Below are 17,988 nucleotides of genomic sequence, written 5' to 3'. Positions count from 1 at the left end.
AACGCTTTTGCGAATCCAGGTAGCGTTCGCACTATGGCATCGCCAACTGGAACCGCCGAAGCACCCTTCGGTCGCATGCTGACCGCGATGGTCACGCCGTTCACCTCTGACGGCGACGTCGACTACGAGGGAGTACGACGCCTGGCCACCTACCTGGTGGACGAGCAGCGCAATGAAGGCCTGATCGTCAATGGGACGACAGGCGAGTCGCCCACCACCTCGGACGAGGAGAAGCGACGGATCGTCAGCGCCGTCCTCGAGGCTGTTGGCGACCGCGCGGCCGTAGTGGCGGGGGTGGGGACGAATGACACGCGTCACACCGTCAAGCTCGCGAAGCAGGCGGCGGACGTGGGCGCCCACGGGTTGCTGGTGGTGACTCCGTACTACAACAAGCCTCCGCAAGAGGGGCTCTTTCAGCACTTCACCGCCGTGGCTGACACCACCGAGCTCCCGGTGATGCTCTACGACATCCCCGGACGCAGCGGCGTTCCGATCAAGACTGAGACGTTGATCCGTCTGGCGCAGCACGACCGCATCGTGGCCGTGAAGGACGCGAAGGGCGACCTGTTCGCCGCCAGCCAGGTGATGACGGCGACCGATCTCGTCTTCTACTCCGGCGACGACCTCCTCAACCTGGCCTGGTTGTCCCTTGGTGCCGCTGGGTTCGTCAGCGTCGTCGGGCATGTCGTGGGCTCCGAACTGGCTCGCATGATCGAGCTGCACAAGAGCGGTGATGTGAAGCAGGCGCTGGAAGTACACGGTCAGGTGGCACCCGTGGTGGACGGGATCATGTTGAAGGCCGGTGGCGCGATCATGGCAAAGGCGGCGCTGAGCCTGGTGGGCGTGCCGGTGGGACCGGTACGTCTGCCGCTCGTGACCGCGACAGAGAAGCAAATCGCCGAGCTGCGTGCTTGCCTGGTGGCCGGCGGGGTGAAGTTGACGGACGCATAGGAACGGGGAGGAACCGGGAGTTTTGAGAACACGATTTGACCATGGGGGCCGGGCATGAGCCATCCGCATCCTGAGCTTGGCCCCCCGCCGGAGCTGCCTTACGGCGGCCTGCGCATCGTCGCGCTCGGCGGGTTGGGGGAGATCGGCAGGAACATGGCCGTCTTCGAATACGACGGCCGGCTGCTGATCGTCGACTGCGGGGTGTTGTTCCCCGAGCCCGACCAGCCGGGTGTCGACCTGATCCTGCCCGACTTCGAATACATCAGAGACAGACTCGACGACATCGAAGCCGTCGTGCTGACGCACGCCCACGAGGATCACATCGGGGCCGTGCCTTACCTTCTGCGCGAGCGGCGCAATATCCCGCTCATCGGATCCAAGCTCACCTTGGCCCTGATCGAGGCCAAGCTGACGGAGCACCGGATCCAACCGACCAAGGTCGAGGTCGTCGAGGGCGAACGGCACATCTTCGGGCCCTTCGACTGCGAGTTCCTCGCGGTGAACCACTCGATCCCCGACGCGCTGGCCGTGGCGATCAGGACGCCCGCCGGCATCGTCCTGCACACCGGTGACTTCCGGATGGACCAGTTGCCGAGCGACGGCCGGCTCACCGACCTCGGCGGCTTCGCCAGGCTCGGCACCGAGGGCGTCGACCTGCTGATGTCGGACTCCACCAACGCCGAGGTGCCGGGCTTCGTCACCAGTGAGCGGGAGATCGGGCCGGTCATCGACGAGGTGATCCGCACCTCCGAACAGCGCGTGATCGTGGCGAGCTTCGCCTCGCACGTGCACCGCATCCAGCAGGTAATGGACGCCGCTGCCAGGCACGGCCGCAAGGTGGCCCTGGTAGGACGATCGATGGTCCGGAACATGGGCGTGGCCCGTGACCTGGGCTACCTCAAGGTGCCGCCGGAGTTGATCGTCGACTCGCGCGACATCGAGGAGTGGCCGCCGGAAGACGTGGTGCTGGTCTGCACCGGCTCTCAGGGCGAGCCCATGGCGGCGCTGTCGCGGATGGCCAATCGCGATCATCCGATCCGCATCGCCGAGGGTGACACTGTGTTGCTGGCGTCGTCCCTGGTGCCAGGGAACGAGACCGCGGTCAACAAGGTGATCAACGGGCTCACCAGGTGGGGTGCTCGTGTCGTGCACAAGGGCAACGCCAAGGTGCACGTCTCCGGCCACGCGGCCGCAGGCGAGCTTCTTTACGTCCTGAACCTGACCCGTCCCTCGAACTTCATGCCGGTTCACGGCGAATGGCGGCACCTGCGGGCGCACGCCAAGCTCGCCGCGCTCACCGGTGTCCCCGACGACCACATCGTGATTGCCGAAGACGGCGTCGTGGTGGACCTGGTCGACGGCAGGGCGAGGATCGTGGGAGCGGTTCACGCCGGATACGTCTACGTCGACGGCACCTCGGTGGGCGAGATCACCGACACCTCGCTCAAGGATCGCAGGATCCTCGGCGACGAAGGGTTCATCTCGGTGGTCGTCGTGGTCGACTCCGCCACCGGCAAGCTCACCGCCGGCCCCGAGATTCATGCGCGAGGGTCCGGCATCGATCCGGCGCAGTTCGAGGAGTTCATTCCACAGATCGAAAGGGCTCTTCAGGACAAGGCCGCGGACGGCGTGGTCGACATGCAGGAGATCCGCCGGGTCGTGCGCCGCACGGTCGGCCGCTGGGTCAGCGACACCTATCGCCGCCGACCCATGATCATCCCTGTCGTGCTCGAAGTCTGAGCCACCGAGAGGTACGGCAGGCACCTGAGCCTGCCGTACCTGCGGTTGCAGAATCAGACGGCGGTGGAGACGCCTCGACAAGGTCCTTGGAGCAGGCATTTCAAGCGTCCCTCCTGCGTATGAGCCAGACGGCGGCCAGCAGGGGGAGCACCGCGTACGCCACCAGCACAGCGGCAGCCGCAGGCGGAGACAGAAGTGACCCGTACACCGACGTGGTGATGATGTCACCGGTGATCTCGCGGGGCAGTGCACCGATCATGATCGAGCCCAGCCGTTCACTCCAGGGCTCCGGGATGTTGCCCACGATCATCGGGATCACATAGATCAGACCCACCAACACAGTGATCGCCCCGGCGGCGGAACGCAGAAGTGCGCCCAAACCCAGGCCCAGCAGCGCGAAGACCGCCACCGTGAGGCTGGTGACGAGCAGGAACGGCAGCCTGTCCGCGAACGAGGTCAGATACGCACCGGAGAAGCGGTCGCCAAGCACCCAACGGGAGACGAAATACGTCCCGAACACCGCCAGCGGCCCAATGAGCAGGCTCATTGCGCCCACCACGGCAGACTTCGCAGCGAGAACCGGCCATCTACGGGGGACGATCGTCAGGCTCGTTCGGATCAAGCCCGTGGTGTATTCAGACGTGATGACCAATGTGCCCAACACGCCCATGCAAAGTTGGGGCACGATCACCAGAACCTCCTCCAGATCCGCTATCCGGGCGCTTGGGCGCTGCTCCATCGGGGCGTTGTCGTACATGCCGGCCGCCATGGAGGCCAGAGCCAGGCCGAGAAGGATCGTGCCGATACTGATGCCGACGATGAGATAGGAAGATCGGACCGAGCGGACCTTCCGCCACTCCGAGGCGAGAACACTCATACGTCCCTCCGCTTGAGCAAGATGAAACCGGCACCGAGCGCGATTGCCGGGTAGGCCAGGAGAGCCAGGAGCGCGGCCCAAGGTGGAAGAAGACCGTCCCCAAGCCGTGACGAGAGGCGATCGCCGACCAGTTGGGGAACCAGGTTCGGCAGCAGCAGTGATGCGGCACGCGTGTTCCACGGCGCCGGCAGATATCCGACAACACCGGGCAGGATGAACAACAAGGCCACGACCGAGGTGATCGCTCCGGCCGTTGACCTCGTGGCCACGCCCAAGCCGAGCCCCACCAGAGCGAGCGCCGTCACCGAGATCCCCGCCGCTAACAACATCGGCACGTCATCGGTCAGGGATGTCTCGTTGAAACCCAGCCGGTGGTTGTCGGCGATCAGACGGCTCGCCGAATAGGTGACCAGCAGGATGACGTGACCCGCTGTCAACGTGGCCAGGCCGACGACGATGGCCTTGGCCAGAAGTAAGGTGCCGCGCCGTGGAACGACGGTGAGACTGGCACGAATCATCCCCGTCGCGTATTCGGACGTGACCGCGAGCACGCCCAGCACAGTGAGGCTCATCTGAAGGAGCGGCAGGAAACCCTGTTCCGGCGCGGCTGCCTGCAGTGTCCCTCGCTCATCGGCGAGGCCGCTGACATAGATCGTCCACACCACGCCAAGTACTGCCATGAGGGCTGCCGCGCCCATCGCTCTCCACGTCGAAGTCACCGACCGGAGCTTCAGCCACTCGGCGAGCAGCGCTGCCCTCATCTCGCCGCGCCGAACTGGACACTGCTCGCCGTCAGGGCCATGTATGCGTCTTCCAGCGAGGGATGGCGCGCGGTCAACTCCGCTACCGTGGATTGCGCGACGAGCCGCCCCCGGCCGAGGATCACGATGCGTTCAGCGGTCAATGCCATCTCGCTCATCAGATGACTGGAGAGCAGGACGGTTCTCCCCTCTGCAGCCAGCGATCGCATGAGGTCGCGGATCCAGCGCACCCCGTCGGGATCGAGTCCGTTGACAGGTTCGTCGAACAACAGCACGCCAGGATCGCCGAGCAGCGCGGCCGCGATGCCGAGCCGTTGCTTCATGCCGAGGGAGAAGCCGGCCACGCGTTTTCGCGCCACATCCCCCAGGCCGACCTGCTCAAGCACGTCGGCCACCCGTGTGGCACCGATGCCGTTGGTAGTGGCCAGACAGAGCAGATGGTTGTAGGCGCTGCGCCCGCCATGGACCGCACCGGCGTCGAGCAGCGCCCCCACCTCGAACATGGGCTTGCTCAAGGAGGCATATCGTCTGCCGTTGATCAGGGCCTGGCCGGAGGTGGGCGCGTCCAAGCCCAGGATCAGGCGGAGCGTGGTGGATTTGCCGGCGCCGTTGGGGCCGAGAAATCCCGTCACATGGCCAGGCTCCACGTTGAAGGACAGATCGTCCACGGCGAGCGTGTCGTCGTAGCGCTTGGTGAGGTGCTGAAGTTCGATCACGCTGAAGAAGATGCGGCATGCCGGGTCCGCGGCGCATCAGACCACGGTTCGAATCTCGAGGTCAGACCCTGGGCTGACGTGCTCAGCTCGGCGAGAGGCTACCGTTCAACGCGTGAACGAGAACCATCCCTTCTTCGCCAGGCGTTGGAGCCGCGGTCAACTGATCGTGCTCGATCTGGCGGCGGGACTGGCCTTCACGTTCGTGTTCGTCACGGCGGCGGTTGCCACCCCAGGAGTGCCGCCGTGGATGAAGATCGCCCTTCCTTGCGGGTTGGGGCTGCCGTTGGCGGTGCGGAGGCTATGGCCCCTGTCCGTCTTCTGTCTCACGCTGCTGCTGGCCGTCTTCGCCGCCGCGGTAGATGTGGTGGGGTACGCCTGCATCGCACCCGCGTATGCGCTCTACATCGTGGCCATGACCGACAAGCGCGGCGCCCTGATACCGTCCTCAGCCATCGGCGTGGTCAGCATGATCAGTGTGTTGGGGCTGGTAATGGCAGGCGGCACACCGCGTGGGGGCGCTCCGGTCTGGCTGATGCACATCGATCAACCGCTGGTCGGTATCGCGGCGCTCGGCGGAGCCTGGACCATAGGGCGGGCGGTTCGGGAACGCAGGCTGTACGCCGCCAGGGAGGCCGAGCGATTGGCGGAGCACGCGGTGACGCAGGAACGGTTACGTATCGCGCGGGAGCTGCACGACGTCGTGACTCATAGCGTCGGCTTGATCGCGGTCAAGGCGGGCGTGGCCAATCACGTGCTGGCGACCAGACCGGAAGAGGCGCACGACGCCCTGCGCGTGATCGAGACCGCCAGCCGAAGTGCTCTGGTGGAGATGCGCCACCTGCTCGGAATGCTGCGTTCGACCCAGCTGCCAGATCTTGTCCCCGTTCCAGGGATCGAGGGTCTGCAGGGCTTGGCGGAGCAGGCCCGGCAAGCTGGGGTCGAGGTTGAGCTTGATCTCCGGCTCGCGGAGGAAGAGGCCGGCGGTGAGAGTGCGGGTGCGCGTGTTCTGGACGGAGGCACGCCACAGGTGCGGAGAGGAGGTGAGCCGCGTGAAGGGGAACACGCCGCGCTTTGGAACGACGACCAGGCGATGAATGATCGCTTGATCGGAGGAGCCGTTCCCGGCAATGGCATGAGGGGACGACGAGAAGGTCATGCGGCGGCGGGAAGACGGTTGCCGGATGGTGTGGAGTTGTCCGTCTATCGCATCGTGCAGGAGGCGCTCACAAACGTGGTCAAGCATGCCTCGCCGACTCGGTGCCGGGTATCCGTCGCCGCAGATGGGGGTGAGGTGCGGATAGAGGTGATCGACGAGGGCGCTGGAAGGCACATGTCGCCTGCGGACGGCTCCGGCCATGGGCTGATCGGGATGCGCGAGCGGGTCATGATGTACGGCGGAGTCTTCGAAGCGGGGAGTTTGCCTCGACAGGGGTTTCGTGTCTTCGCGCGCCTGCCCTACCAGGAGGTTTCGTGACCAGGGTCGTCGTTGCTGATGATCAAGCTCTGCTCAGGGGGAGCTTCACGATGCTGGTCGATTCCGAGCCTGACATGACGGTGGTAGGCGAGGCGTCAACCGGCACCGAAGCAGTGGCGGTCGTCTTGGAGCAGCGACCCGATGTGGTGCTTATGGATGTCCGCATGCCGGATATGGACGGTATCGAGGCGACTCGGCGTATTGGGAATGTCTCGCGGGTTCTCGTGGTGACGATGTTCGATCTAGATGCTTATGTCTACGATGCGCTTCGGGCCGGAGCGAGTGGCTTTCTGCTCAAGGACACGCCGCCTGCAGATCTGCTCGCTGCGGTTCGGGTGGTTGCGAGTGGTGAGGCCCTGCTTGCGCCCACGGTGACGCGGCGCTTGATCGAGGAGTTCACGAAGACTCCGGTGGTGCAGCGGCCGCAGGGGCTTGACAGGGTGACGGAGCGAGAGCGGGAAGTCCTGTTGTTGATCGCTCGCGGGCTGTCCAATGGGGAGATCGCTGATCATTTGCGGTTGAGCTTGGCCACCATCAAGACGCATATCAGCCGATTGCTTGCGAAGTTGGAGGCTCGTGACAGAGCACAGCTGGTCATCGCGGCATACGAGAGTGGGTTGGTCTCCGCAAGGCGGTGATTCACCTGGCATGGACTCGATCCTCTCAAGAGATCAGGTCTCCACCGAAGCCGGAGCGATTCAGCATGATGCCTGAAGCCTGACCCTGGGGTCGGGAACGCGGGAGCATGGGGCGTTGGGTTGGTGGGAGCCAGGGGCCGGCGCTATCACGACGGGTGCTTACCGGGTGGACATGCTGGGGCGCCGCCGTACTGCGCTTGATGTTTATGAGGGCGGGTTGTCTTGTCCGGGGGAGGGGGCATGGGTCTGGAATTGGTCTCCTTCACCGCTGCGGCCAGCGCGTTGCGCGACGCGTGGTTCTTAGAGCCTGCTGACAAAGGCTTAGGTGCTGGTGGGCATGGGCCCGTAGAGAGCCGGTCCGATCTTGTGGATGTAGCCCTGGTGGGACCATTGGCACAGCTGGACGCGGAAGCTGTTGACGTTCTCGATCCCGAGGATGGCGGCCAGTTCGCTTCCTCTCCCGGCTCGCCAGGGCTGAGGGGACAGGAGTTGCAGGACCTTGCCGCGCCGGTCAGGACTGCACAAGATCGGCAGAGGTGGTGGGCCGCTCCACCGGCTCACGGGTGGCCTGCCGACCAGTTCGCGTGTCAGGCGGCGGGTCATCGGGTGCACGCTGGCCCACCAGATCAGGGCTTCATGATGGTCGGGTCTGCGTTCGTAGACGCGCACCAGGCGGCGGTAGCGCACCAGCCAGGCGAACGTCCGCTCCACCACCCACCTGCGGGGCAGCACCACGAAGCCGCGCACGTCGTCGCTGCGCTTGACGATCGTGACGGCCAGGCCCAGGACCTGCCGGGCCCAGGCCTGCAGCCGCCCGGCGTAGCCGCATCGGCCCAGACCAGGCCGATGGCAGAGAACTTCTCGCGCAGCAGCGCCAGCACCCGATGCGCGCCGTCGCGATCTTGTACCGACGCGGCGGTCACCATCACAGACAGCAGCAGCCCGAGCGTGTCCACCACCACAGGCCGTTTCTGCCCCTTGAGCTTCTTTCCCGCGTCATACCCGCAGGCCGCAGCGCCGACGGTTTCGGCCGGACCGTCTGAGAGTCCATACACCCGGCCGTCGGCAACTCCTCCCGGCCGGCCAGAACCCGCAGCCGGCCGCGCAGCCGGCCGCGCAACCGTCCGGCCAGCCGTTCGGGCAGACGACGCCGCGACCAGCGCACGAAGAACGCATACACCGCCTCGTGCGGCGGGAAATCCACCGGCAGGGGCCGCCACTCGATCCCGTACCGGGTCACATAGTTGACCGCGTCCAGCACCGCGCGCAGGTCATGCACCATCGGCCGGTCCGCGACCGCGACCAGCTCAGCCATCGCGCCCCGCGCCTCAGGCTCCAGCACCGACCACTGAGCATCGGTCAGATCCGACGGGTATGCCGGTTTCCGGCCCCGACATGCACCTCCCGGTGAGGCGCAACCGCCGGCGTTCGCGGCTGCGGGCGTGCAGACGGACTACCACGGGCTCCTGGCCGCTGAGCTGCTTAGAGGCTGAGGACGAAGGGGACGTCGATGCCGTGGGTCGCGCCGGCCGGGCCTCGCCAGGTGAAGTCGTACAGCCAGGTACGGCCACCCGCCCGGGCGTGGGCGCGATCGATGTGGACGGGATCGGCCTCCTTGACGCGATCGCGCACACAACGCGCGGCACACAGAGCGCCGCAGCGACCGCCGTCGCCGCGATCGAACGGTGTCGGCGTCACCGCAGGCGCTCGCTCAGGGTTCACGCATGGCCGTGTTCCCAGGCCCAGGCGGCTATGCCCACGCGGTTGCGCACACCGAGCTTGCGCTGGACGTTGGCCACGTGGGTCCTGGCGGTGCCCGCCGAGATGAACAACTCGGCGGCGATCTCGGGGTTGGATCTCCCTGCGGCGACCAGCTTGACGATCTCCAGCTCGCGGTCGCTCAGCGGCTGTTCACCCGGTACGCCGGTACGAGCGGGTGACGGGGTGAGATGGCGCAGCAGCCGTACGGTCACCGAAGGGCTGATCAAGGCATCGCCGGCGGCTGCCGCTCTGATGCCCTCCACGAGGAGCACCGGCCCCGCGTGTTTGAGCAGAAAACCGCAGGCTCCTGCGCGGAGGGCGGCGTGCACGTACTCATCGAGGTCGTAGGTGGTCACGACGATCACCCGCATCGGCGATGGCGTCTCGGGGCCGGCCAGGCGCCGGGTGAGTTCGAGCCCGTCCATGCGCGGCATGCGGATGTCGGCGACGACCACGTCCGGCCGGAGCTCGCGGGCGAGGTCGAGCGCGGCCACGCCGTCCGCTGCCTCGCCCACCACCTCCAAGTCCGGCTGGGCGGCGAGGATCGTGCGGAAGCTGCGCCGGACGGCCGGCTGATCGTCGGCGATCAGAACCCGGATGGTCATGGGAACACCGCCTTCACGACCCAGCCGCCGCCGACGGCGCGGCCCGAGGTGAACTTGCCGCCCAGCGCCTCCACCCGCTCGGCCAGCCCGGCCAGGCCGACGCCGGCGCGTTCGGCGGACGGCAGGCGCGGCAGGGCCTGGTCGCGTGCATGGTCGGCCACGGTCACGACGACCGGCCCCGTCTCGTCGCTCACCTGAATGGCGACGCTCGACCCGGCCGGCGCGTGCTTCCTGACGTTGGTGAGCGCCTCCACGACGATGCGGTAGGTCGTGGTCGCGACCTCGCGCGGCACCGGGCCGGACGGTTCGACGCGCATCTCGGTGTCGGGGAAGCCCGCGTCGGCGAAACGCCGTACCAGATCGGGCAGGTCGTCGAGGCCAGGCAGCGGCTCGGCGGGGGCGCTGTCGCCCTCCAGCTCGCGCAGCGTGCGTACGGTCCGGTCCATCGACGCCAGCGCCCGCGAGCCGTCCTCCTCGATCGCCCGCAGTGCAGCTACGGCCTCGGACGGATCGCGGTCAAGCAGGATCTGCGCCGCCTGTGCCTGCAGGACCATGGCGCTGACGTCGTGGGCGACGAAATCGTGCAGGTCGCGGGCAAGCTGCAGCCGCTGGGCGCGGCGGGCCTGCCTGACCGCCTCGACCCGGCGCCGATCGAGAGCACGGAGATAGGCGCCGAGGCCGACTGCGCCTGCCGTGCCGATGGACCAGAAGAGAGTGAGGGCGACCGCGTCGAGGCCCGACGGCGGTGGCTGGGTGATCTGCAACGCCAGGAGCGCTTCGGAGATCGCGGCCACCCCCACCGCCGGGACCGCCTGCCGTACGGCGGCCCAGCGCACGGTCAGCGTCATCAATGCGAGCACGGCGACCGTGTGAACGTAGGTCGACGGGCCGCCCGCGGTGCCGGGATCGGCCAACCAGACGAGCGTGCACGCCGCGCCGGTCACACCGGCGGCCGCCGTGATCGCCGCGAGGCGGGGGCGTGCCCTCGGCCACCAGACAAGCCACATGGCTGCGGCCGTGAGCACCGCGGGCACGACGACGAGCGGGCTCGGGAGCGGCCACAGGACGAACGCGAGCGCGAGCGCGCCAGCCGCCACCAGCCCGCCTGCGAGAAGTCTCATGGGCGGCACCTTAGAGCAGCGCCGGTGCCGGCGAATCAGCCGATCGGCAGATGTCTTCCTCGCCGCGCGAGCGCAGTCTGGGTGCTGATTCCAGAGGCCAGGAGGCTGCGATGGTACGGAAACCGATGTCCGGCGTGCTGCTGTCAAGCGCCGTTCACGGAGCACTCGGGCAGGGCGCGGGCCGGCAGAAGCAGACGCGGGAGAGATGGCTGCTGGCCGGTCTCGCCGCCGACGGCCAGATGAATCACCAAGATCGAGCACACGCCGGCCACTCATCCGGACAGTCCTGGAGGTAGAACCATGACGATCAACTTGCTGCACAAAGCTCCGGCCGCCAGCGACACCGAACGGCCCGTCCCGCGCTGGGCGCTGCGTGCCGCCTACGGGCTTCCCTGGCTGGTGCTTCCTTCTTGTTTGTGGAGGCTGCCGTTCGCCTTCAACTTCCCGATGGGCCAAGTCCACGACACGGACATGCCGGCGCTGTGGATCATCAGGCTTCCGTACATCTTCGGGCTCAGCGTGTTGTCGGAGCTGGCGGCCTTGCTGTGCATCGGCCTCGTGCGCCGATGGGGAGAGGTCGTCCCGAACTGGATCCCGTTCCTCGGGGGGCGTCGCGTACGGCCGATGGCCGCGATCATCCCCGCGGTGGCCGGGGGTGCGATCTTGTCGATACTGCCGGTACAGACGGTGTTTCAATGGGTCGGAACCGTTGACCAGGTCGCTTACGAGAACGTCTGGTGGGAAATCCTGGCCGCGGCATGCATCAGCCCGCTGAACCTGTGGGGCCCGATCGTGCTCGCCCTGGCCTACGCCTACTATCGGCGCCGCCGCCACACCTAAGCCTCTGTTGGCAGGCTCTTAGAGCCTGTGCGGAGTTCGGATCTCTAGGCTGGTCGGAGGCTTCGGATCCATAAGACGGCCCCGCGTAGGTGCAAGCCGGCCAGATAGCTTTCGGGCGTTTTGTCGAACCGGAAAGCCAGCCCACGCCACTGTTTGATCCGGTTGATGCAGCGTTCGGCCGTGTTGCGCTGCTTGTAGAGCTCGGGATCATGGGTGACCGGCCGGCCACCGGCAGATCCGCGCTTCTTGCGGTTGGCCGCCTGGTCGGCCTTCTCCGGAATGACCGCCTTGATCCGGCGTCGACGCAGGTAGGCGCGGTTGCCGCGCGAGGAGTACGCCTTGTCCGCGGCCACCGCGCCCGGCCGGGTACGCGGACGGCCGATCGGCAGCCGGACCTTGATGCGCTCCAGCACCGGGCGGAACTGCGGGCTGTCTCCGGCCTGGCCGGCGGTCAGGACGAAGGACAGCGGACGGCATCGGCCATCGGCCGCCAGATGCACCTTGCTGGTCAACCCGCCCCGCGAGCGGCCCAGCTTGGCCGCCTTCAGCCGGAACCGGTGCCGGCGTCGTAGCCGTCGCCGTCCGTTCCCCCCGTCGTCATCGCCGTCATCGCCGGGATCGCTATCGGGGGCGTTTTGCCCCTTTGGCGTAGCCCCCTTTCCCGCTCGACAGCTTCTTCCAGCGCTGCGCTCAGCTCACCGTCCAAGACCATCCCTGCAGCATGATGGTGAGCGCGTGCGGTGGTGGAGTCGACGCTGACCAGGACGAGGTCGGCCTGTCCCCGGGCTGCGGCCTCAGCGATCATGGCCTGCATCAGCTGCTCGAACACGCCGTCCAGTGCCCAGGTGCGGAACCGGTCGTAGGCGGTGGACCATGGCCCGTACTCCTCCGGCAGATCACGCCACGGGCTGCCGGTACGAAACCGCCACATCACCGCATTGAACAACCGCCGCAGATCCGGGATGGGACCCCGCTCACCCAGAGGTAAGTGAGGCTCGATCAAGGACCATTCTTCGTCGGTGAGGTCTCCACGCGCCATGTTCGATGGCCTACCAGGGCGACCGGCCATACCGCAGGCAATCCCTCTGATCTCAACTCCGTACAGTCCCTAGGGACGAGCATCGGTTCGTACAGAACTGCCGACGCTCAGGATCGGCCCGCACGGGCACAGGTGTAGGGGTGGCGCCCGCGCGGGCCGAAGTGGAGGAGCCAGTAGGTGCCCGCGCGGGCAAAATGGAGGGGGTTTCTAAAGTGCCCGCGCGGGTGTCTGTGGGATCCGCTATCGGATCAGTCTCGTCCTACATTGAACGGTTAAGTGTGGCAACCGTTCGTGTTTCGGCTTGCTCAGGGTGAAGATTACTAGCCGGTGGCCTAGTTGTGGGGCCGAATGCTTATGTTGATGCTGGTGGAGTGCTGAGGGTGGACAGTTCGGGGATAGTGGGATAAGCGTCCCATTTTGCGTCCCTCATGGGTGCTCGAGGGCGTGGGGTGGTTGTCCGTTGGTGTTTGTTCCTTTTTGAGGGCCTTGAATGGGGTGTGGTGGAGGGGGGCTGGTTGCCTGGGAAGGGTTGGGATCTTCTCCGGCTTGTGCTTCCTCTAGGACCCTTGCCCACGTTCCGTCTTCGGTCCAGCGTTTGTATCGTTCGTAGCAGGTTTGCCAGGGGCCGTAGCATTTGGGGATTTCTCGCCAGGTCGCTCCAGTCTCGAAGCGCCACAGGATTCCGTTAACTACTTGCCGGTGTCCCCGCCAAGGGCGGCCGGGGCCTGCGGCAACCGGGAGCAGAGGCGCGATCCGCTCCCATGCTTCGTCGGTCAACTCGCTACGTCTTGCCACGGCTCACTATCTAAGCGGGATCGGGGAGCCGTGGTAAGAGGGATATCGGAGCGTTCTTGGGCTGGAAGTGTGTGCGCGGGGCGGGAATGATGAAAATGTGCGGGTATTTGAGCGGTTGGTCATGAGTGGTGACGGTGTGATGGTCCTTTTGGGGGCGATTAAATGCTGGCGGCATTTCAGAGATTGTGTAGCTTTTAGGCGAAATGTTCCCTGGTGGCTTGATTCAAGTGTTGGTGAGTGCAGATCGAGTATGTTGAATGGCGTGTGAGGGAGAGGCGGTTCTGTCGGTTTCCGTTGGTCCTTGCCTCTGGTGAGGGTGTGGCGGCTCGAGTTTCGAGGCGACTCTCTGGCAGAGGGCAGAGCGTACTGGCCTTGAGGGAGCGTGAGGGGTCAGGTTCGTTTTGGGTCGGTTGGGGAGTGTCTGGCGCCTTTCGTTGTTGTTTGCGCTTCGGGGGCTGAGGGTTCGTGGAGCGGTCAGGTTAGTTTCGGTTGAGGTGTGTTGTTGGTCTGCGGGTCAGTCCCATGGGGGCCGTGGCGCTCTTTCGGGTGTGGCCCCTGGTGGCCGGCTCGTTTCGCGGGCTGGTCAGGGGGCCGCCTGCCAAGTCTCGGGTGGCAGTGAGGAGTGGGCTGGGGCTTGTGCTGTGAGGCGTGTCGGATGGTGTTCCGGCATGGTGCGGGAGGGAGGGTAGGTGGAGGGCCTGGGCGGGGTCTGTGGTGGAGGCATGGTCTCGGAGGCATGGTGAAGGGCGGATGCGGAAGGGGGTGGGGCGGCGGCGTATGGGTGCTCGTGGTGGCGGGGGACGAAAAGTAAATTTGTTCTATGAGCGATGTACGGGTGGTGTTTCGGAAGTACGGCGGGGCGTTGCACTGGAACCATCCGGGCAAGGTGCTCGGAGAAGATCAGCATGGGGTGTGGGTTGCCGTGCCTGGAGGGACGGTTGCGCGCAAGGGGGATGGGCCGGCCATCACCTGGGACACTCACGCCATCATGCTCTTTCCGCGAGATGCCTGGTGGACGGCGTCGTTCAACGCGGCACCGCATCGGACCGAGGTCTATGTGGATGTCACCACGGTTCCCGAGTGGCGTGACGACGAGGTCACCATGTTGGACCTCGATCTCGATGTGATCAGGAAGCGGGATGGGCGGCTCATTCTCGACGATGAGGACGAGTTCGCTGAGCATCAGGTGGTGCTGGGGTATCCGCCGGAGTTGATCGCTGCGGCGGAGGAGAGCGCGCGGTGGCTGATGGATGCGGTTGGGGCTCGTAGAGGGCCGTTCGGGGGAGCGCATCTGGGGTGGCTTGCGATGATGGATTAAGTGGCGTCGGTTCGGGGGTGCGTGGTGGCATTGCTCGGGCTGCGACCACCTGACGGTCGGCGCTGGCGGCCGGTGCGGGTTGTGGGGTGCTGAGGTGGTCAAGTCAGGCGACTGAGGCGCTGGCCAAGTGGTTGATCTTTGGCGCTGGGCCGTGATGGCTGATCTGAGGAATGGCTGACCTCAGGCGCTGGTTGCAGCTCTGTCGTTGCTTGGGCTGGTTGGTGGGTGTCTTTCTGTATCTGGGCTTCGTCTTTGGCGGGCGGTGGTGATCGGCGAAGGCAGTCCGTTGCCTTTGCTGGGCTGGTTGATCGTCCTGGAGTGTCGGCTCTTTGGGGGGAGCTCTCCGGGGACTCGGGTGCGCTGGCTGTCATGTGGGCTTGAGTGCCTGCGGCGATGAGTGTCACGTGCATCTTGATGGGTGGCCCGACGGGGCGTCGCCGGCGAGGGAGTGAGCCGCACCGGATGGGTGCCTCTCCTCGCTGGTGCGGTGTGAGGTGGAGGCTCCTGGTGCAGGTCGTTGGGGCGAGGCTATTGGAGGAGGCGGAGAGCGGTCGCGATGGTGGAGAGGCGGTGCCGGGAGGCCAGACCTGCGTGGTACAGGTGGAATTCTGAGGCGCCGGCCTTGGCGTAGGTCTTCAGTTGGCCGGCCAGCGCGGCTGCGTCGGCGGGGCGGGGTGGGAGGGCCAGGACATAGGCGCCTACTCGTTGGCCAGGGGTGCGCAGGTTCGCCAGAGCTGTGAGGCGGGCGGCGTCGGTGGTGGTGTCGCCCCAGCAGTTGCCCACGAGGACGTCCAGGTCTGGGTCGCCGGAGGGGAGGGCGGCGAAGGCGCCGGTGGCCCATGGGTTCGGGTTGGCGTGCAGGGTGATGGGGATGTTGGGGGCTGTTCGGCGGGCGGCCGAGATGAGGCGGCGGCGGAGGGATGCTGACAGGCTCACGCGGGTTGCACGTATCTCGTTCGCCAAGGGGCCGAGGGCGAGCTCTATCGGGTCTGCGTGGTGGCGGAGGGTGGCATGGCCGCCGGTGTTGTCGGGGGCTGTGAGGGTTCGGAGTGCGGCGTCGGGGTCGGCGTCGGGCGAAGCGTTACCAGCAGGGCCTGCGGTCGGGGCTCCTGGCGCTGCTGTGCCTGTGGCTGGGATGCCTGCGGTTGGGGCTCCTGAGGTCAGGGCGCCTGCGGACGATGTTCCAAGGGTCCGTGTTCCTGAGGTCGGGCCTTCCGACGGCGGGCCCTCCGACTCCGGGTCCCCTGAGGTCGCATCCACTGAGGTCGGCGCGTTTGGGGTGGATGTGCTTGAGGGGGCGGTGGGGGCCTCTGTGGGGGTGGTGGTTGCGGCGGTGGTGCCGCTGGCTGGGGTGGTGAGGGGGCCGGGGGTGGGTTGGGGGCGGTCGATGGTGGTGCGGGCTCTTGCGGCGGTTTCTGGTGGGTACTGCGGTGCGCAGGCGGTGCAGAAGCACAGGGAGAGGAGGTCGGCGTCGGTGGGGGTCCAGTCGGCGCCGGAGGTCTTCTCGTGCACGCTCTGGTGCCCGAAGCCCATCGGGCCGCATGCCTCCAGGATCAGGCCGTCCGGTTCGGCCAGGGTGAGGATTTCCGTGACGAGGGTCTCGCAGTACGCCAGGACGTCCTCGTGGGCGGGGCAGAGGGCGTACGGGTACGGGTCGCCGAAGGCGTTGCGCACGGTCAGGTCGGGGAAGCGGGTTCCCAGGTAGGAGTTGTGGGTGAGGACGGTCCAGGCGTGGACCTTCAGGCCGGCCTTCCGCAGGGCCGTCTGGGCCTGGAGGTAGGCGTCCGGCGGGGTCCAGGTGGGGGCGGCGGGGACCAGGCGGGACCAGGCGCGCGGGCGGATCGGCAGGTAGAACGCAGGATGGGGGACGTCCAGTACGCGGTGTTCGGGGTGGTACGGGGTGGCTGCGCGGGTGGAGTGGTAGCTGGCGGCCAGGGCGATCACGTCCACGCCCAGGTCGGCCAGGCGGGCGGGGGCCGACGGGTCGCCGACGATGTCCCAGGGGTAGACGTAGGCGACGTTCACCAGCGGGGTCTCTTCGCGGAGAAGGCGGGTTCGTGGCGCTGCATGTACGTCGTGTCGTCGCGGGCCCGGATGCCGCAGGTCTCGTACTGCTCGTTCATGACCGCCAGCACGTCGCGGTCCAGTTCGACGCCCAGTCCGGGACCGGCGGGCACCGGTACGGCGCCGTCGGTGAAGCGCAGGCTGCCGGGACGCACGACGTCCTGGCCGTCCTGCCAGGGGGTGTGGGTGTCGCAGGCGAAGGTGAGGTTCGGGGTGGCGGCGGCCAGATGGGTCATCGCGGCCAGGCTGATGCCGAGGTGGGAGTTGGAGTGCATGGACAGGTCCAGGCCGAAGGTGCCGCAGAGGGTGGCGATGTGCGCGGATCGTACGAGACCGCCCCAGTAGTGATGGTCCAGGAGGAGCACGCCGATCGCGCGGGCGGAGATGGCGGGGGGCAGGTGTTCGGGGGTGACGACGCACATGTTCGTGGCGAGCGGCATCGGGACGGCCGCGGCCACCTCGGCCATGCCCGCGATGCCCGGCGTGGGGTCCTCCAGGTACTGGAGGGCGCCGTCGAGCTCGCGGCCGACGCGGATGGAGGTCTCGACACTCCAGGCGGCGTTGGGGTCCAGGCGGAGGGGGATGCCGGGGAACGCCTCGTGCAGGGCGCGGATGCCGGCGACCTCCTGGTCGGGTGGGAGGACGCCGCCCTTCAGCTTGATCGAGGAGAAACCGTACTCCTTGATCAGGAGGGCGGCCTGTGCCACCAGGCTCGCCTCGTCGAGGGCCGGGCCGAAGCGGTCGGGGTCCGCGCCGGGGTGGCCCGCCCACTTGTAGAAGAGGTACGCGCTGTAGGGCACTGCGTCGCGGACGCGGCCGCCGAGCAGGTCCACGACGGGTACGCCGGCCGCTTTGCCGCGGATGTCCAGGCAGGCCACCTCGAAGGGGGAGAAGACCCGGTCGACGCTCTTCTCCTTGGTGCCGACGCCGGTCAGGCCGTGCAGGTCGGTGACGACGTCGCCGACGGTGGCGGCGATGCGGGCGTACATTTCGTTGGTGGCGTGGACGTCGAGCCCGAGCAGGACCTGCGCGCACTCGCGGACCTTGGTGAGGTGGCCGAGGTCGCCGTAGGTCTCGCCGAGGCCGGAGATGCCCTCGTCCGTGATGATCTCGACGATGGTGCGGAGGGCCCACGGCTCGTGGACTCCGGCGGCGTTCAGGAGGGGCGGGTCCCGGAAGGCGACGGGGGTGACGTGGATCTGCCGGATAATCAATTCAGAAACCGCCGTCCATATATGTGAACAATTGCCAGATTTGTGGACAGGTTGCCGCAACTGTAAGAATCGGG

Annotated in this window: 16 protein-coding genes and 3 pseudogenes; 6 read left to right on the top strand and 13 right to left on the bottom strand. The window is 66.9% G+C overall.

The genetic code is table 11. The annotated features are described in order from the left end of the window. The first annotated feature begins 33 nt into the window (after nucleotides 1-33). Both dapA and ACWCSU_RS34140 read left to right on the top strand, forming a co-directional pair. Nucleotides 34-951: a 4-hydroxy-tetrahydrodipicolinate synthase gene (gene dapA / locus ACWCSU_RS34145; RefSeq protein ID WP_449940511.1), complete on the top strand. Its 918-nt coding sequence runs from the start codon at nucleotides 34-36 to the stop codon at nucleotides 949-951. A gap of 54 nt (nucleotides 952-1,005) precedes the next feature. After that, the gene (locus ACWCSU_RS34140; RefSeq protein WP_357694345.1) at nucleotides 1,006-2,691 is read left to right on the top strand and encodes a ribonuclease J; all 1,686 of its coding nucleotides are present in this window, start codon (nucleotides 1,006-1,008) and stop codon (nucleotides 2,689-2,691) included. 100 nt (nucleotides 2,692-2,791) lie between these two features. On the opposite strand, the gene ACWCSU_RS34135 is transcribed toward ACWCSU_RS34140, so the two are convergent. The 3 genes and pseudogenes from ACWCSU_RS34135 to ACWCSU_RS34125 all read right to left on the bottom strand — a co-directional run. After that, entirely contained in the window at nucleotides 2,792-3,568 is a 777-nt protein-coding gene (locus tag ACWCSU_RS34135) for an ABC transporter permease subunit (protein WP_449940510.1), read from the bottom strand. Beyond that, nucleotides 3,565-4,329, bottom strand: a complete 765-nt coding sequence (locus tag ACWCSU_RS34130) for an ABC transporter permease subunit (RefSeq protein WP_449940509.1) — start codon at nucleotides 4,327-4,329, stop codon at nucleotides 3,565-3,567. The genes ACWCSU_RS34135 and ACWCSU_RS34130 overlap by 4 nt, the downstream gene beginning before the upstream one ends. A gap of 65 nt (nucleotides 4,330-4,394) precedes the next feature. Next, nucleotides 4,395-5,045, bottom strand: a pseudogene (locus ACWCSU_RS34125) (ABC transporter ATP-binding protein); the annotation flags it as partial. A 112-nt stretch (nucleotides 5,046-5,157) separates the two neighbouring features. On the opposite strand from ACWCSU_RS34125, the gene ACWCSU_RS34120 reads away from it, so the two are divergent. Together ACWCSU_RS34120 and ACWCSU_RS34115 are read left to right on the top strand one after the other, a co-directional pair. After that, nucleotides 5,158-6,519, top strand: a complete 1,362-nt coding sequence (locus ACWCSU_RS34120; RefSeq protein ID WP_449940507.1) for a sensor histidine kinase — start codon at nucleotides 5,158-5,160, stop codon at nucleotides 6,517-6,519. Then, nucleotides 6,516-7,157: a response regulator transcription factor gene (locus tag ACWCSU_RS34115; protein WP_357694337.1), complete on the top strand. Its 642-nt coding sequence runs from the start codon at nucleotides 6,516-6,518 to the stop codon at nucleotides 7,155-7,157. Before ACWCSU_RS34120 ends, ACWCSU_RS34115 begins: the two co-directional genes overlap by 4 nt. A gap of 321 nt (nucleotides 7,158-7,478) precedes the next feature. On the opposite strand, the gene ACWCSU_RS34110 is transcribed toward ACWCSU_RS34115, so the two are convergent. The 6 genes and pseudogenes from ACWCSU_RS34110 to ACWCSU_RS34085 form a co-directional block, all read right to left on the bottom strand. Beyond that, nucleotides 7,479-7,925 carry a transposase gene (locus tag ACWCSU_RS34110; RefSeq protein WP_449940725.1) on the bottom strand — a complete coding sequence of 149 codons (447 nt, stop codon included), beginning with the start codon at nucleotides 7,923-7,925 and terminating at the stop codon, nucleotides 7,479-7,481. A gap of 113 nt (nucleotides 7,926-8,038) precedes the next feature. Beyond that, nucleotides 8,039-8,113: pseudogene (locus tag ACWCSU_RS34105) on the bottom strand (hypothetical protein); the annotation flags it as partial. Continuing rightward, a complete protein-coding gene (locus ACWCSU_RS34100; RefSeq protein WP_449940723.1) occupies nucleotides 8,083-8,520 on the bottom strand; it encodes a transposase in 438 nt (145 codons plus the stop codon). The pseudogene ACWCSU_RS34105 and the gene ACWCSU_RS34100, both read right to left, overlap by 31 nt. Nucleotides 8,521-8,639: 119 nt before the next feature. Further along, nucleotides 8,640-8,789 carry a hypothetical protein gene (locus tag ACWCSU_RS34095; RefSeq protein WP_449940506.1) on the bottom strand — a complete coding sequence of 50 codons (150 nt, stop codon included), beginning with the start codon at nucleotides 8,787-8,789 and terminating at the stop codon, nucleotides 8,640-8,642. A gap of 86 nt (nucleotides 8,790-8,875) precedes the next feature. Further along, nucleotides 8,876-9,523 (bottom strand): response regulator, encoded by a 648-nt coding sequence (locus ACWCSU_RS34090; RefSeq protein ID WP_449940505.1) that lies wholly within the window; start codon nucleotides 9,521-9,523, stop codon nucleotides 8,876-8,878. Then, complete coding sequence (locus ACWCSU_RS34085; RefSeq protein ID WP_449940503.1) at nucleotides 9,520-10,644, bottom strand: sensor histidine kinase; 1,125 nt, start codon at nucleotides 10,642-10,644, stop codon at nucleotides 9,520-9,522. Before ACWCSU_RS34085 ends, ACWCSU_RS34090 begins: the two co-directional genes overlap by 4 nt. Before the next feature lie 300 nt (nucleotides 10,645-10,944). Here ACWCSU_RS34085 and ACWCSU_RS34080 point away from each other — a divergent pair, with 300 nt between their 5' ends. Beyond that, nucleotides 10,945-11,484, top strand: coding sequence for a hypothetical protein (locus ACWCSU_RS34080; protein WP_449940502.1), 540 nt, complete (start codon nucleotides 10,945-10,947; stop codon nucleotides 11,482-11,484). 44 nt (nucleotides 11,485-11,528) lie between these two features. On the opposite strand, the pseudogene ACWCSU_RS34075 reads toward ACWCSU_RS34080, so the two are convergent. After that, nucleotides 11,529-12,523: pseudogene (locus ACWCSU_RS34075) on the bottom strand (IS5 family transposase). 426 nt (nucleotides 12,524-12,949) lie between these two features. After that, nucleotides 12,950-13,318 carry a transposase gene (locus ACWCSU_RS34070; protein ID WP_449940500.1) on the bottom strand — a complete coding sequence of 123 codons (369 nt, stop codon included), beginning with the start codon at nucleotides 13,316-13,318 and terminating at the stop codon, nucleotides 12,950-12,952. Nucleotides 13,319-14,138: 820 nt separating this feature from the next. Between ACWCSU_RS34070 and ACWCSU_RS34065 the strand changes: the two genes are divergently transcribed. Continuing rightward, entirely contained in the window at nucleotides 14,139-14,636 is a 498-nt protein-coding gene (locus tag ACWCSU_RS34065) for a DUF402 domain-containing protein (protein ID WP_357694330.1), read from the top strand. Between the two features lie 528 nt (nucleotides 14,637-15,164). Here ACWCSU_RS34065 and ACWCSU_RS34060 read toward each other — a convergent pair. Together ACWCSU_RS34060 and ACWCSU_RS34055 are read right to left on the bottom strand one after the other, a co-directional pair. Then, nucleotides 15,165-16,661 carry a hypothetical protein gene (locus ACWCSU_RS34060; RefSeq protein WP_449940496.1) on the bottom strand — a complete coding sequence of 499 codons (1,497 nt, stop codon included), beginning with the start codon at nucleotides 16,659-16,661 and terminating at the stop codon, nucleotides 15,165-15,167. After that, nucleotides 16,658-17,914: a glucarate dehydratase family protein gene (locus ACWCSU_RS34055; protein ID WP_449940494.1), complete on the bottom strand. Its 1,257-nt coding sequence runs from the start codon at nucleotides 17,912-17,914 to the stop codon at nucleotides 16,658-16,660. Before ACWCSU_RS34055 ends, ACWCSU_RS34060 begins: the two co-directional genes overlap by 4 nt. Between the last annotated feature and the right edge of the window lie 74 nt (nucleotides 17,915-17,988).

This window comes from Nonomuraea sp. NPDC001699 (genome assembly GCF_053596455.1).
This window is presented reverse-complemented; position numbering and strand designations above follow the sequence as displayed.